This is a genomic window from Agromyces sp. NPDC058110 (assembly GCF_042884735.1).
Taxonomy (GTDB): Bacteria; Actinomycetota; Actinomycetes; order Actinomycetales; family Microbacteriaceae; genus Agromyces.
Genome location: NZ_JBHVTI010000001.1, coordinates 509126 through 524629, shown reverse-complemented (window position 1 = coordinate 524629; position 15504 = coordinate 509126). Strand labels below are relative to the sequence as shown.

Below are 15504 nucleotides of genomic sequence, written 5' to 3'. Positions count from 1 at the left end.
CCTCGCCCAGAATACCGTAGGCTTTCCTCCGTGACAGACAGCGAACAGACCCAGTCGGCCCCGCGCCGCGTCGTCGTGGCAGAGGACGAGTCGCTGATCCGACTCGACATCGTCGAGATCCTCCGTGACAACGGCTTCGAGGTCGTCGGTGAGGCCGGTGACGGCGAGACTGCGGTCCAGCTCGCCACCGAGCTCCGCCCCGACCTCGTCATCATGGACGTCAAGATGCCCCAGCTCGACGGCATCTCGGCCGCAGAACGCCTCTCGAAGGGGCACATCGCCCCCGTGGTGCTGCTCACGGCGTTCAGCCAGAAGGAGCTCGTCGAGCGGGCGAGCGAGGCGGGAGCCCTCGCCTACGTGGTGAAGCCGTTCACGCCGAACGACCTGCTTCCCGCGATCGAGATCGCCCTGGCCCGCCACGCGCAGATCATCGCGCTCGAGGCCGAGGTCGGCGACCTCGTCGAGCGGTTCGAGACCCGCAAGCTCGTCGATCGCGCGAAGGGCCTGCTCAACGAGAAGATGGGCCTCACCGAGCCCGAGGCGTTCCGCTGGATCCAGAAGGCGTCGATGGACCGTCGCCTCACCATGAAGGACGTCTCGCAGGCCATCATCGAGCAGCTGGCGGCGAAGAAGTAGACCACCCCGAACAGACGACGGATGCCGCGGCGAGACCTCTCGCCGCGGCATCCGTCGTCTGCGCGGTCGGCGGCCGAGCACGCGCGCGCCGCCGGGTCGTTCACAGGCGCTCGGGTGTCGGCGGCCGCTTGTAGGCTTGGCGGGTGCCAGACGCAGACAAGCCCACCCTTCTCGTGATCGACGGCCACTCGTTGGCGTTCCGGGCGTTCTACGCCCTCCCGGTCGACAGCTTCACCACGCGTGACGGGCAGCACACGAACGCCATCCACGGCTTCCTCTCGATGCTGCTCCTGCTGCTCGCCAACGAGAACCCGACGCACCTCGCGGTCGCGTTCGACATGTCGCGCGCCTCGTTCCGAACGCGCGAGTACCCCGAGTACAAGGGCACGCGCGGCGAGACGCCGGTCGAGTTCAAGGGGCAGGTGCCGCTCCTCCAGGAGGCGCTGCGCGCCATGGGCATCACGACCCTCGAGAAGGAGGACTTCGAGGCCGACGACATCCTCGCGACGCTCGCCACCCGTGGCCGCGCCGACGGGTATCGGGTACTGCTGGTCTCGGGCGACCGCGACACCATCCAGCTCGTGAACGACGACGTCACGCTGCTCTATCCGAACACGCAGGGCGTATCGCAGCTGAAGCGCTACGACCCGGCCGCGGTCACCGAGCGCTACGGCATCCGACCCGAGCAGTACCCCGACGTGGCCGCGCTCGTCGGCGAGTCGAGCGACAACCTGATCGGCATCACCAAGGTGGGCGAGAAGACGGCCGTCAAGTGGCTCGGCCTGTACGGCGACCTCGACGGCATCCTCGAGCACGCCGACGAGATCAAGGGCGTCGTCGGGCAGAACCTCCGCGACCAGCGCGAGAACGCGATCCGCAACCGCCGCCTCAACCGGCTCGTGACCGACGTCGAGCTCGACGTGCAGCTCGGCGACCTCGAGGCCAGGCCGATCGTGCTCGACGACGTGCGGCCGCTCTTCGAGCGCCTCGAATTCCGAACGCTGCTCGAGCGGCTGGCGAAGCTCGTCGACGGCGCCTCCTCCGGATCGACCGCGTCGAGCGGCGCCGCGGCTCCCGAGGCTCCGGCCGTCGCGGCGCCGAAGGCGCCCGTCGCGCAGTCGCCGACCGGCGACGACCTCGCGGCCTGGCTGGAGCGTGCCGAAGAGGCGGAGCCCGCCGGCCTGGGGCTCAGCATCGACGTGCTCGAGGGCGAGGTCATCGGCGCCGGCATCTCGACCTCGGCCGAGAGCGTTCGCGTGCCCTGGCGCGCCGGAGAACCGGGCTTCGCACCCTTCGAGCGTTGGCTGGCGAGCACGTCTCCGAAGGTCATGACCGACGCGAAGACCCAGCTCAAGGCGGTCGCCCGCTCCGGGCTCGCCCTCGACGGCCTCGTGCTCGACACGCTCGTCGCGGCCTGGTTGCTGCGGCCGAACCTGACCGAGCGTTCGCTCGCCGATCTCGTCGACGCGCACCTCGGTGAGACCCTCCCGCAGGCCGACCCCGCCCTGCTCGTTCCCGAAGAGGGCTCCGACGCCGGCGCTCCGGAGTTCGCGTGGTACACGCTCCGCCTGGCGCCCGTCATCCTCCGTGCCCTGCCGGAGCGCACGCGCGAGCTCCTCGCCGACGTGGAGATGCCCCTCGTGCCGGTCCTCGCCGCGATGGAACTGCGGGGCGTGACCGTCGACCGCGGAGAACTCGGCGCACTGTCGGCGGAGCTCGGCGACCTTGCGGCGGCACTCGCCGCAGCGGCGTTCGCCGAGATCGGCCGCGAGGTGAACCTCGGGTCGCCCAAGCAGTTGCAGGAGGTGCTCTTCGATCAGCTCGCGATGCCGAAGACGCGCGCGACGAAGACCGGATACACGACCGATGCGAGCGCGCTGGCCGACCTGCAGGAGTCGAATCCCCACCCGTTCCTCGGCTACCTCCTCGAACACCGCGACGCGACGAAGCTGCGCCAGATCGTCGAATCGCTCGACAAGTCCGTCGCCGCCGACGGGCGCATCCACACCACGTACGGGCAGATCGGCGCCGCGACCGGCCGCATGTCGTCGAACGACCCGAACCTGCAGAACATCCCGACCCGCACCGAAGACGGCCGCCGCATCCGCAAGGCGTTCCGTCACGGCGACGGGTTCGTCGAGCTCATGACGGCCGACTACTCGCAGATCGAGATGCGCATCATGGCGCACCTCTCGGGCGACCCCGGGCTCATCGAGGCGTTCAACGCCGGCGAGGACCTCCACCGATTCGTCGGCGCACGTGTGTTCTCGGTCGACCCGTCCGACGTCACGCCCCTCATGCGCACCAAGGTCAAGGCCATGTCGTACGGACTCGCCTACGGGCTCAGCGCGTTCGGACTGTCGAAGCAGCTGCGCATCGACCGTGCTGAGGCGACCCAGCTCATGAAGGAGTACTTCGAGCGCTTCGGCGCCGTGCGCGACTACCTCCGCGGAGTCGTCGAGCAGGCTCGCATCGATGGCTACACCGAGACGATCTTCGGCCGTCGGCGCCCGTTCCCCGATCTCACGAGCCCCAACCGGGTGCACCGCGAGAACGCCGAGCGAGCAGCGCTCAACTCGCCGATCCAGGGTTCGGCCGCCGACATCATGAAGATCGCGATGACGACGGTCGAGGCCGAGCTCGCCGCGCGCGGCATGGCGAGCCGCATGCTGCTGACCGTGCACGACGAGCTCATCTTCGAGGTCGCCGAGGGCGAGTCGAAGGTGCTCGAGGCGGTCGTCCGCGAGCGCATGGCCACCGCGGCCGACCTGCTCGTGCCGCTCGACGTCTCGGTCGGTCGCGGCACCGACTGGGAGGACGCCGCCCACTGAGTAGGCTCGTGAGCATGTCATCGAGCGAGCGCGTCCCCACTGAAATCGATCGCATCGCGGAGGACTGGGTCGACACGATCGTCGACCTGAGCCCGACGCTCGGCACCTACATCGGCCGGAAGGAGTCCGACGCCCGATTCGGGGACCTCTCTCCCGAGGGCCTCGAGCAGGTGCTCTACGCCAAGCGACGCACGATCGCCCGCCTCGACGCTGCTGCGATCGTCGACGACGTCGATGCCGTCACCCTCGCCGACCTCCGTGCGGAACTCGCGCTCGATGTGGAGGCCCACGAGGCCGGTCTTCCGCTCCGGGACCTCAACGTGATCGCGAGCCCCGCGCAGGAGCTCCGCGAGGTCTTCGACCTCATGGCCACCGACGGCACCGACGACTGGGCCACGGTCTCCACGCGACTCGACGCGCTGCCCTCGGCGCTCGACGGGTACGTGCAGACGCTCCGGCTCGGCATCGAGCGGGGCACCGTGCCGGCGAAGCGCCAGGTGCGCGAGGTCGCCGCGCAGGCGCGCAAGCTCGAGCGCGCCGACGGCTTCTTCGCGGAGTTCGTGCAGGGGGCGCCCGACAGCCTGCCGGCGTCGCTCCGCGGGGAACTCGATTTGCGCGCCGGTGGTGCCGGCGCCGCGTACGGTCGCCTCGCCGAGTTCCTGGAGCAGGAGCTGCTGCCCGTCGCGGGTGAGGCCGACGCGGTCGGCCGGGAGATCTACGCGCTGCAGTCCCGCCACTTCCTCGGTTCCGCCATCGACCTCGACGAGACCTACGAATGGGGCGTCGAGGAGCTCGCGCGCATGGTCGCCGAGCAGGAGGCCATCGCGCAGGAGATCGTGCCCGGGGCATCCGTCGCAGAGGCGATCGCATTCCTCGACGGCGACGGCAGCCGCAAGCTGCACGGCACCGACGCGCTGCAGCGCTGGATGCAGGAGGTGAGCGACCGGGCGGTCGCCGAGCTGGGGGCGACCCAGTTCGACATCCCCGAGCAGATCCGCACCCTCGAGTGCATGATCGCGCCGACCCAGTCGGGCGGCATCTACTACACGGGGCCGACCGACGACTTCTCGCGCCCCGGTCGCATGTGGTGGTCGGTGCCCGAAGGCGTCACGGAGTTCGACACCTGGCGCGAACTCACGACGGTGTACCACGAGGGCGTACCGGGCCACCACCTGCAGATCGGCCAGGCGGTCGTGAACCGCGGCAAGCTGAACACCTGGCGGCGCCAGCTCGCCGGCACGTCGGGTCATGCCGAGGGCTGGGCCCTGTACGCCGAGCGGCTCATGGAGGAACTCGGCTACCTCGACGACCCCGCCGACCGGCTCGGCATGCTCGACGGCCAGCGCATGCGGGCCGCCCGCGTCGTGCTCGACATCGGTGTGCACCTCGGCAAGCAGCGCCCCGACGGCCAGGGCATCTGGACGGGCGAGTACGCCTTCGAGTTCCTCGGGCAGAACGTGAACATGGAGCAGGGCTTCATCGACTTCGAGGTCAACCGCTACCTCGGATGGCCCGGCCAGGCGCCGTCGTACAAGGTCGGACAGCGCATCTGGGAGCAGTTGCGCGACGATGCCCGGCGCCGCGAGGGTGCGGCCTTCGACATCAAGGAGTTCCACAGGAGGGCGCTCGATCTCGGGGGAGTGGGACTCGACACGCTCCGCTCGAGCCTGCTCGGCTGAACCGTGGCTGCGGTGACGCACGGCGACACGCCCGGCTTGCCGTGCTCGCTCCGAGTCCGCTAGGATTGAATGTCACTTCTGTGACGATCCTGTCCGCATGCCCATCGCGGAACCAACACAACGCTCTACCGCGCGATGGGCTCGATTCTGTCCTTTACGGAGCATTCACTACATGACAACCGCAACGACCAAGGCACCCAAGCAGGTCGCTATCAACGACATCGGATCTGCTGACGATTTCCTCGCCGCGGTCGAGAAGACTTTGAAGTTCTTCAACGACGGCGACCTCATCGAGGGCACCGTCGTGAAGATCGACCGCGACGAGGTCCTCCTCGACGTCGGCTACAAGACCGAGGGCGTCATCCCCTCGCGTGAGCTTTCCATCAAGCACGACGTCGACCCCAGCGAGGTCGTCGGCGTCGGCGACACCGTCGAGGCGCTCGTTCTCCAGAAGGAGGACAAGGAAGGCCGCCTCATCCTGTCGAAGAAGCGTGCGCAGTACGAGCGCGCGTGGGGCGACGTGGAGAAGATCAAGGAAGCCGACGGCGTCGTGACCGGTACGGTCATCGAGGTCGTCAAGGGCGGCCTGATCGTCGACATCGGCCTCCGCGGCTTCCTGCCGGCGTCGCTCATCGAGCTCCGCCGCGTGCGCGACCTCACGCCGTACCTCGGCCAGGAGATCGAGGCGAAGATCCTCGAGCTCGACAAGAACCGCAACAACGTCGTGCTCTCGCGCCGCGCGCTCCTCGAGCAGACGCAGTCCGAGTCGCGTTCGACCTTCCTCGCCAACCTGCACCCGGGCCAGATCCGCAAGGGTGTCATCTCGTCGATCGTCAACTTCGGTGCGTTCGTCGACCTCGGTGGCGTCGACGGTCTCGTGCACGTCTCCGAGCTCTCGTGGAAGCACATCGAGCACGCCAGCGAGGTCGTCGAGGTCGGCCAGGAGGTCACCGTCGAGGTGCTCTCCGTCGAGCTCGACCGCGAGCGCGTCTCCCTGTCGCTCAAGGCGACGCAGGAGGACCCGTGGCAGGTCTTCGCCCGTACCCACGCGATCGGCCAGGTCGCCCCGGGCAAGGTCACGAAGCTCGTCCCGTTCGGTGCGTTCGTCCGCGTCGCGGACGGCATCGAGGGCCTCGTCCACATCTCCGAGCTGTCGGGCAAGCACGTCGAGCTCGCAGAGCAGGTCGTGTCCGTGGGCGAAGAGGTCTTCGTCAAGGTCATCGACATCGACCTCGAGCGTCGCCGCATCAGCCTCTCGCTGAAGCAGGCGAACGAGGGTGTCGACCCCGAGGGCACCGAGTTCGACCCGGCGCTCTACGGCATGCTCACCGAGTACGACGAGCAGGGCAACTACAAGTACCCCGAGGGCTTCGACCCCGAGACCAACGAGTGGCGCGAGGGCTTCGAGGCTCAGCGCGAGAAGTGGGAGCAGGACTACGCTGCCGCTCAGGAGCGTTGGGAAGCGCACAAGAAGCAGGTCGCCTCGGCGAACGCTGCCGCTGCTGCCGACGACTCGTTCGGTTCGGGCTCCGCGTCGTACTCGAGCGAATCGGCCGGCGCGGGCACCCTCGCCGACGACGCCTCGCTCGCTGCGCTGCGCGAGAAGCTGTCGAGCAACTAGTACGGATCCGATCCGCACGCGGAAGGCCGGTCCCCTCGGGGGCCGGCCTTCCGGCGTTCCGCCCCTCGGGCCGACGGCGTACGTCGCTAGAGTGGAGTCGTGTATCTGATCGGCCTCACCGGCGGCATCGCCTCAGGGAAGTCCACCGTCGCGCGGCGACTCTACGAGCACGGTGCCGTGCACATCGACGCCGACCAGCTCGCCCGGCGAGTGGTCGAGCCCGGAACGCCGGCGCTCGCGGCGATCGCCGAGACCTTCGGCCCAGGGGTGCTGCACGCCGACGGCTCGCTCGACCGGGCGAAGCTCGGAGAGATCGTGTTCAACGACGACGAGGCTCGCGCGAGGCTCAACGCGATCGTGCATCCCGCGGTCCGCGAGCTCTCGTCGAAGCTCATCGCGAAGGCCGAGGAGGCCGACCCCGATGCCGTCGTGGTGTATGACGTGCCGCTGCTCGTCGAGGCATCCGTCGACCACCCCTTCGACCTGATCGTGGTCACGAGCGCGCCTCGCCGCACGCAGCTGAAGCGCCTCGTCGAGGAGCGCGGGCTCGATCCGCTGCAGGCCCAGGCCAGGGTCGATGCACAGGTCGCCAACACCGAACGGCTCGCGGTCGCCGACGTCGTCATCGACACCGACGGCACGCTCGGGCACACCATGAGCCAGGCGGATGCCCTCTGGCTGCGCGTCGTCCAGGAGCTGCGAAGCCGAGCGTAGGCCGCGAGTCCTGCTGCGCCGGACGTCGTGTCGGTGGCCGAACCTAGACTTGAGAGCATGCAGGCCACCCGTTCCGTCCGCCCCTTCGAGGTCGTCAGCGAGTACGTGCCGAGCGGCGACCAGCCGGCGGCGATCGCCGAGCTCGCCGGTCGCATCAACGCGGGCGAGACCGACGTCGTGCTGCTCGGAGCCACCGGTACCGGCAAGTCGGCGACGACCGCCTGGCTCATCGAGCAGGTGCAGCGCCCGACCCTCGTGCTCGCGCACAACAAGACCCTCGCGGCCCAGCTCGCGACCGAGTTCCGCGAGCTCATGCCGAACAACGCGGTCGAGTACTTCGTCTCGTACTACGACTACTACCAGCCAGAGGCCTACGTGCCGCAGACCGACACCTTCATCGAGAAGGACTCCTCGGTCAACGCCGAGGTCGAGCGACTGCGGCACTCGACCACGAACTCGTTGCTCAGCAGGCGCGATGTCGTGGTCGTGTCGACCGTCTCGTGCATCTACGGACTCGGCACGCCCGAGGAGTACCTGAAGGCCATGATGCCGCTGCAGGTCGGCCAGCAGGTCGACCGCGACTGGCTGATCCGCAAGTTCGTCTCGATGCAGTACCAGCGCAACGACGTCGAGTTCTCGCGGGGCACGTTCCGCGTGCGCGGCGACACGATCGAGATCATCCCCGTGTACGAAGAGCTCGCCATCCGCATCGAGATGTTCGGCGACGAGATCGAGGCGCTCTACACGCTGCATCCGCTCACGGGCCAGGTCGTCGCGAAGCACGATGCGGTGCCCGTGTTCCCGGGCTCGCACTACGTCGCGAGCACCGATGTCATGCAGCGCGCCATCGGCACCATCCGCACCGAGCTCGAGGAGCGTCTCGCCGAGCTCGAGCGCGAGGGGAAGCTGCTCGAGGCGCAGCGACTGCGCATGCGCACGACCTTCGACCTCGAGATGATGGAGCAGATCGGCTTCTGCTCCGGCATCGAGAACTACTCCCGGCACATCGACGGGCGCGCCCCCGGCGAGGCGCCGCACTGCCTGCTCGACTACTTCGCCGACGACTTCCTGGTCGTCATCGACGAGTCGCATGTCACGGTCCCGCAGATCGGCGCGATGTACGAGGGAGACTCCTCGCGCAAGCGCACGCTGGTCGAGCACGGGTTCCGTCTGCCGAGCGCACTCGACAACCGGCCGCTGAAGTGGAACGAGTTCAAGGACCGCATCGGACAGGCGGTCTACCTGTCGGCGACGCCGGGCCGATACGAGATGGGCATCGCCGACGGTGTCGTCGAGCAGATCATCCGCCCGACCGGTCTCGTCGACCCCAAGATCGTCGTGAAGCCGTCGAAGGGCCAGATCGACGATCTCCTCGAGGAGATCAGGGTGCGCGCCGAGCGCGACGAGCGGGTGCTCGTGACGACCCTCACGAAGCGCATGGCCGAAGAGCTCACCGACTACCTCACCGAGGCCGGCGTCCGCGTGCGCTACCTCCATTCGGATGTCGACACGCTCCGCCGTGTCGAGCTGCTGAGCGAGTTGCGGGCCGGCGTGTACGACGTCCTCGTGGGCATCAACCTGCTTCGCGAGGGGCTCGACCTGCCAGAGGTCTCGCTCGTGGCGATCCTCGACGCCGACAAGGAGGGCTTCCTCCGATCGTCGACGTCGCTCATCCAGACCATCGGCCGTGCGGCGCGCAACGTGTCGGGCGAGGTGCACATGTACGCCGACGTGCTCACCGACTCGATGAACGCCGCGATCGACGAGACCGAACGGCGACGCGAGCGGCAGATCGAGTACAACCGGGTGAACGGCATCGATCCGCAGCCGTTGCGCAAGCGCATCTCCGACATCACCGAGGTGCTCGCCCGCGAGGAGGCCGACACCGCCGCCCTGCTCGCGGGGCGCGACGCCCGGAAGAAGTCGCCGGTGCCGAATCTCCGCCGCGAGGGCATCGCGGCCGAGGGGGCCAACGATCTCGAAGAGCTCATCCGCGACCTCAACGACCAGATGCTCGTCGCCGCCGGCGAGCTCAAGTTCGAGCTCGCCGCCCGCCTGCGCGACGAGGTGTCCGAGCTCAAGCGCGAACTCCGGCAGATGGAGAAGGCCGGCCACCTCGGGTGACGTGAGCGGTTCGATCGAACATATGTTCGCTCAGAGCGCGTGCGCTCGAGGCGTCCGTGTCGGTGGGCCTGCCTAGACTCGAAGGGTGCCTGTTTCACGTCTCGATGCCCATTCGCACCTGAGTGTCCGCGGTGCCCGCGTGCACAACCTCCGCGACGTCGATGTCGAGATCCCACGCGACGCGATGGTGGTCTTCACCGGCCTGTCGGGGTCCGGCAAGTCGTCGCTCGCATTCGACACGATCTTCGCCGAGGGCCAGCGCCGGTACGTCGAGTCGCTCTCCGCGTACGCCCGCCAGTTCCTCGGTCAGGTCGACCGTCCCGACGTCGATTTCATCGAAGGGTTGAGCCCGGCGGTCTCGATCGACCAGAAGTCCACGAACCGCAACCCGCGTTCCACGGTCGGCACGATCACCGAGATCTACGACTACATGCGCCTGCTCTGGGCGCGCATCGGCGTGCCGCACTGCCCGGTGTGCGGCGAGCGCATCCAGCGTCAGACGGTTCAGCAGATCGCCGATCGACTCATGCAGCTCGAGGCCGGCACGCGCTTCCAGGTGCTGAGCCCGGTCGTCTCGCAGAAGAAGGGCGAGTTCGTCGACCTGTTCCGCGAGCTGGCGGGCGGCGGGTACTCGCGCGCCGTGGTCGACGGTGAGCTCATCCGCCTCGACGAGCCGCCGAAGCTGAAGAAGCAGGTGAAGCACGACATCTCGGTCGTCATCGACCGTCTCGTCGCGGGCCCCGATGTGCTGGGGCGCCTCACCGACTCGCTCGAGACGGCGCTGCGACTGACCGACGGCCTGGTGCAGATCAACTACGTCGACGAGTCCGGCCCCGACGCATGGGACACCTTCTCCGAGAAGCTCTCCTGCCCGAACCAGCACCCCATCCAGCTGACCGAGATCGAGCCGCGCACCTTCTCGTTCAACGCGCCGTTCGGTGCATGCCCCGAGTGCTCCGGGCTGGGCACGCGCATGGCCGTCGACGAGCAGCTGCTGCTCGGCGATCCGGCGCTGAGCATCGCCGAAGGCGTCATCATCCCCTGGACCTCGCAGGGCAAGAGCCTCTACAACTACTACGAGAAGTTGCTCGTGGGCCTCGCCCGCGATCTCGGGTTCTCGCTCGACACCCCGTGGGAGGAGCTCGACCAGGGTGCGCGCGATGCAGTGCTCCGCGGCGACAACTTCGAGGTGAAGGTCAAGTGGCGCAACCGCTACGGGCGCGAGATGAGCTACACCTCCGGCTTCGAGGGCGTCGTGCCGTACATCGAGCGGCAGTACCTCCAGGCCGAGACCGACGCGCAGCGCGTGCGCTGGTCGGAGTACCTGCGCGAGGTGCCGTGCCCGGTCTGCGACGGCAAGCGGCTGAAGCCCGAGGTGCTGTCGGTGCTCATCCACGACGCGAGCATCGCCGACGTCGGGCTGCTGAGCCTCACCGACGCGCGCGCGTTCATGGATCGCCTGCAGCTCACCGACCGCGAGCAGGCGATCGCCGCGCAGGTGCTGCGCGAGATCAAACTGCGGCTCGACTTCCTCATCCGCGTGGGGCTCAGCTACCTCGACCTGTCGCGCGCCGCCGCGACCCTCTCGGGCGGCGAGGCCCAGCGCATCCGCCTGGCCACCCAGATCGGCTCGGGCCTCACGGGCGTGCTGTACGTGCTCGACGAGCCCAGCATCGGCCTGCACCAGCGCGACAACCGTCGCCTGATCGACACGCTCGTGGCGTTGCGCGACCTCGGCAACACGCTGATCGTGGTCGAGCACGACGAAGACACGATCCGCACCGCCGACTGGATCGTCGACATCGGTCCCGGCGCGGGCGTCAACGGCGGCACGGTCGTGCACTCGGGCAGCTACGCCGACCTGGTGAAGAACACGCGATCCCTGACGGGCGACTACCTGTCGGGCCGCAAGGAGATCTCGATCCCCGCCCGTCGGCGCGCGATCGATCCCGAACGCATGATCTCGGTGTTCGGTGCCGAGGCCAACAACCTCCGCGGCGTCGACGTCGACTTCCCGCTCGGGGTGTTCACGGCCGTCACGGGCGTGAGCGGCTCGGGCAAGTCGTCGCTCGTGAACGACATCCTGTACCGCGTGCTGGCCAACAAACTGAACGGTGCGCGCAAGCTGCCCGGGCGGCACCGGCGGGTCACGGGCCTCGACCACCTCGACAAGGTGGTGCACGTCGACCAGGCGCCCATCGGTCGCACGCCCCGCTCGAACCCCGCGACCTACACGGGCGTGTTCGACCGCATCCGCACGTTGTTCTCCGAGACGACGGAGGCGAAGGCCCGCGGGTACCTGCCCGGGCGATTCAGCTTCAACGTCAAGGGCGGCCGGTGCGAGGCGTGCTCGGGCGATGGCACGATCAAGATCGAGATGAACTTCCTGCCCGACGTCTACGTCGCGTGCGAGGTCTGCGGCGGCCAGCGCTACAACCGCGAGACCCTGCAGGTGCACTACAAGGGCAAGAACATCGCCGAGGTGCTGCAGATGCCGATCAGCGAGGCGGCCGAGTTCTTCGAGCCCATCTCGGCGATCCACCGCTACCTCAAGACGCTCGTCGACGTCGGCCTCGGATACGTGCAGCTCGGGCAGAGCGCGACGACGCTCTCGGGCGGCGAGGCCCAGCGCGTCAAGCTGGCGACCGAACTGCAGCGGCGCTCGAACGGGCGCAGCGTCTACGTGCTCGACGAGCCGACCACCGGCCTGCACTTCGAAGACGTCCGCAAGTTGCTGAAGGTGCTCGGAAAGCTCGTCGACAAGGGCAACTCGGTCATCGTGATCGAGCACAGCCTCGACGTCATCAAGTCGGCCGACTGGATCATCGACCTCGGCCCCGAGGGCGGATCCGGCGGCGGGCAGGTCGTCGCGACCGGCACGCCCGAGCAGGTCGCCGAGGTGGCCGACAGCCACACGGGCTTCTTCCTGCGCGAGATCTTCGACGCCGCACGGGCGGCCGTCGACGTCGAAGTCGCCAGCTGACCATGAGTGATGCCCTGGCCTACCGTCCGAAGGCGGGGGAGATCCCGACCGCGCCGGGCGTCTACCGCTTCCGCGACGCAGACCGGCGGGTGCTCTACGTGGGCAAGGCCAAGAACCTCAGGGCCAGGCTCTCGAACTACTTCGCGCCGCTCAGAACCCTGCACGAGCGCACCCGACGCATGGTCACCACGGCGACGTCCGTCGAGTGGACCGTGGTCGGCAACGACGTCGAGGCGCTGCAGCTCGAGTACACGTGGATCAAGGAGTTCGATCCTCCGTTCAACGTGAAGTACCGCGATGACAAGTCGTATCCGTACCTCGCCGTCACGCTCGCCGACGAAGCGCCGCGCGCGATCGTCACGCGCCGGAGCGGTATCCCGGGGGCCCGGTACTTCGGTCCGTACCCGAAGGTCTGGGCGGTGAACGAGACCCTCGAGCTGCTGCTGAAGCTCTTCCCGATCCGCACCTGCAAGGACTCCGACTACCGTCGTGCGATGGCCACCGGGCGTCCGTGCTTCGCCGGGCAGATCGGGAGGTGCTTCGGTCCGTGCTCCGGCCACGTCGGCATCGAGGAGCACCGTGCGAACGTCGACCGATTCGTCTCGTTCATGACGAACCAGGACCGCCGCATCCTCGACGAGCTCTCCGGGCAGATGCTCGAGGCCTCGGCGGCCTTCGAGTACGAGACCGCGGCCCGTCGTCGCGACCAGCTGCAGGCGGCGACCGAGTTCTTCGAGAAGAGCGCCGTCGTGCTGCGCGACGACGTCGATGTCGACGTGTTCGGCATCGACCACGACGAGCTCGCCGCCGCCGTGCAGATCTTCGTCGTACGCGGCGGCCGGGTTCGAGGCGTGCACTCGTGGACCGTCGACAAAGAGCTCGACGTGCCGATCGGCGATCTCGTCGACTCGGTCGTGCAGAACGCGTACGGCGGTCAGCTGACGCCGCCGCGCGAGGTCGTCGTTCCCGAGCTGCCTGACGACGCGGCCGCGCTCGAGTCCTGGCTCGCCGGGCGTGCGGGGCGCAAGGTGCGGCTTCGCGCCGCGCAGCGCGGCGACAAGGCCGCGCTGCTCGCGACCGCCACGCAGAACGCCAAGCAGTCCCTGATGCTCTACAAGACCCGGCGCAGCGCCGACTTCACGACCCGCTCGCGCGCGCTCGAGGACATCCAGGAGGCGCTCGGCATGGCCGACGCCCCGTTGCGCATCGAGTGCTTCGACGTGTCGCACCTGAGCGGCACGAACATCGTGGCCTCGATGGTCGTCTTCGAAGACGGGCTGCCGCGCAAAGACGAGTACCGCAGGTTCACGATCCCCGAGTCGACCGATGACACCGACTCGATCCACCAGGTGCTCACGCGCCGTCTCGCGTATCTGGCGACACCCGACGGCCAGCGGGCACCCGACACGCACGCCGTGCCCGAATCGGCCGCAGCGGCCGACGCACTCGACACGGTCGCTGAGTCCGACGCCCCGGTCGAGGCCGCCCGCCGCTCGAAGTTCTCGTATCGCCCCAACCTGCTCGTGGTCGACGGCGGCGAGCCCCAGGTCGCCGCCGCTGCCCGGGCCCTCGCCGAGTCGGGCGTCGAGGGCATCTACCTCTGCGGCATCGCCAAGCGCCTCGAGGAGATCTGGACCCCCGGCTCCGACTACCCGGTGATCCTCCCGCGGAACAGCGACGCGCTCTTCCTCTTCCAGCGCGTGCGCGACGAGGCGCACCGTTTCGCCATCACCCACCAGCGCCAACGGCGCAAGCGCGACATCTCATCGGTGCTCGCCGAGATCCCAGGGCTCGGTCCCACTCGCATCAAGGTCCTCCTCCGGCACTTCGGCTCGGTGAAGCGGCTGCGCGCGGCATCCGTCGAGGAGATCTCGACCGTCGACGGCTTCGGGCCGACGCTCGCGGCGGTCGTGCACGGCGAGCTGCAGGCCGGTGCCGGGGCTCAACCCCGATAGGCTGGTTGCTCGACGTGGGGGAAGGGAACACCGGGGCGATGGCAACCGAGTTCGAGCAGGAGATGCTCATCGTCACCGGGATGTCGGGCGCCGGTCGCTCGACCGTCGGCAACGCCCTCGAAGACCTCGGGTGGTACGTCGTCGACAACCTCCCTCCGCAGATGCTGCGCCCCCTGGTCGAGCTGGTCGAGCGCGCCGGCGCATCCTTGCCGCGCATCGCCGCGGTCGTCGACATCCGGGGCCGCGACTTCTTCGCCGAACTGCGCGAGATCATCCAGGCGCTGCGAACCGGCGTGAACGTGCGGGTCGTGTTTCTCGACGCCACCGACGCAGTGCTGGTCCGGCGATTCGAGGCCGTGCGGCGCCCGCACCCGCTGCAGGGCAACGGCACCCTCCTCGACGGCATCGGCGCCGAGCGATCGCGTCTCGCCGAGCTCCGCGAGGCGGCCGACCTGGTCGTCGACACGTCGGAGCTCAACATCCACCAGCTCGCGACGCTCACCACAGAGACCTTCGCCGAGGCAGGCAGGGCCGGCGTGCGGGTCACGCTGCTCAGCTTCGGCTTCAAGTACGGGCTGCCCACCGACGCCGATCTCGTCGCCGATGCGAGGTTCCTCCCGAATCCGTTCTGGATCGGGGAGCTGCGCAACCTCACGGGCGAAGATCCGGCCGTGTCCGACTACGTGCTGCACCAGCAGGGGGCGCAGGAGTTCATCGGCGCGTACGTCACGGCGCTCCAGCCCGTGCTGAGCGGCTACCAGCGCGAGAACAAGGGCCACGCCACGATCGCGATCGGATGCACCGGCGGGAAGCATCGCTCGGTCGCCATCGTGCGAGAGCTCGCCACCCGACTCGAGGCGTTCCCCGACATCGCCGTCAGCGTCCGCCATCGCGACCTCGGACGCGAGTGAGCGTCCGCATCGTTCATGACGCGCGGGGCATCCCCGCGCTCCCACCCACA

9 protein-coding genes are annotated in these 15504 nt (G+C 68.6%); all 9 read left to right on the top strand.

Features of this window, described 5'->3' with window-relative positions:
• Window positions 1-30 precede the first annotated feature (30 nt).
• Complete coding sequence (locus ACFVS8_RS02555) at window positions 31-636, top strand: ANTAR domain-containing response regulator (protein ID WP_387057264.1); 606 nt, start codon at window positions 31-33, stop codon at window positions 634-636.
• Window positions 637-779: 143 nt separating this feature from the next.
• On the top strand, window positions 780-3467 hold the full coding sequence (polA, locus tag ACFVS8_RS02550; protein ID WP_387057262.1) for a DNA polymerase I: 2688 nt from the start codon (window positions 780-782) through the stop codon (window positions 3465-3467).
• A gap of 14 nt (window positions 3468-3481) precedes the next feature.
• Window positions 3482-5146 carry a DUF885 domain-containing protein gene (locus tag ACFVS8_RS02545; protein ID WP_387057260.1) on the top strand — a complete coding sequence of 555 codons (1665 nt, stop codon included), beginning with the start codon at window positions 3482-3484 and terminating at the stop codon, window positions 5144-5146.
• Window positions 5147-5318: 172 nt separating this feature from the next.
• Window positions 5319-6767 (top strand): 30S ribosomal protein S1, encoded by a 1449-nt coding sequence (gene rpsA, locus ACFVS8_RS02540; protein WP_092965554.1) that lies wholly within the window; start codon window positions 5319-5321, stop codon window positions 6765-6767.
• A gap of 99 nt (window positions 6768-6866) precedes the next feature.
• A complete protein-coding gene (gene coaE, locus ACFVS8_RS02535; protein ID WP_387057258.1) occupies window positions 6867-7481 on the top strand; it encodes a dephospho-CoA kinase in 615 nt (204 codons plus the stop codon).
• Between the two features lie 57 nt (window positions 7482-7538).
• Window positions 7539-9605 carry an excinuclease ABC subunit UvrB gene (gene uvrB, locus ACFVS8_RS02530; protein WP_387057256.1) on the top strand — a complete coding sequence of 689 codons (2067 nt, stop codon included), beginning with the start codon at window positions 7539-7541 and terminating at the stop codon, window positions 9603-9605.
• A gap of 85 nt (window positions 9606-9690) precedes the next feature.
• Window positions 9691-12588 (top strand): excinuclease ABC subunit UvrA, encoded by a 2898-nt coding sequence (gene uvrA / locus ACFVS8_RS02525; RefSeq protein WP_387057254.1) that lies wholly within the window; start codon window positions 9691-9693, stop codon window positions 12586-12588.
• A gap of 2 nt (window positions 12589-12590) precedes the next feature.
• Window positions 12591-14543, top strand: coding sequence for an excinuclease ABC subunit UvrC (gene uvrC, locus ACFVS8_RS02520; RefSeq protein WP_387057252.1), 1953 nt, complete (start codon window positions 12591-12593; stop codon window positions 14541-14543).
• Window positions 14544-14581: 38 nt separating this feature from the next.
• A complete protein-coding gene (rapZ, locus tag ACFVS8_RS02515; protein ID WP_387057251.1) occupies window positions 14582-15454 on the top strand; it encodes an RNase adapter RapZ in 873 nt (290 codons plus the stop codon).
• The last annotated feature ends 50 nt before the right edge of the window (window positions 15455-15504 follow it).

Bases quoted from the DNA above. Each gene is read 5' to 3' on its own strand.
- rapZ (WP_387057251.1), top strand. From the start codon at position 14,582: ATGGCAACCGAGTTCGAGCAGGAGATGCTCATCGTCACCGGGATGTCG.
- ACFVS8_RS02545 (WP_387057260.1), top strand. From the start codon at position 3,482: ATGTCATCGAGCGAGCGCGTCCCCACTGAAATCGATCGCATCGCGGAG.
- uvrC (WP_387057252.1), top strand. From the start codon at position 12,591: ATGAGTGATGCCCTGGCCTACCGTCCGAAGGCGGGGGAGATCCCGACC.
- uvrB (WP_387057256.1), top strand. From the start codon at position 7,539: ATGCAGGCCACCCGTTCCGTCCGCCCCTTCGAGGTCGTCAGCGAGTAC.
- rpsA (WP_092965554.1), top strand. From the start codon at position 5,319: ATGACAACCGCAACGACCAAGGCACCCAAGCAGGTCGCTATCAACGAC.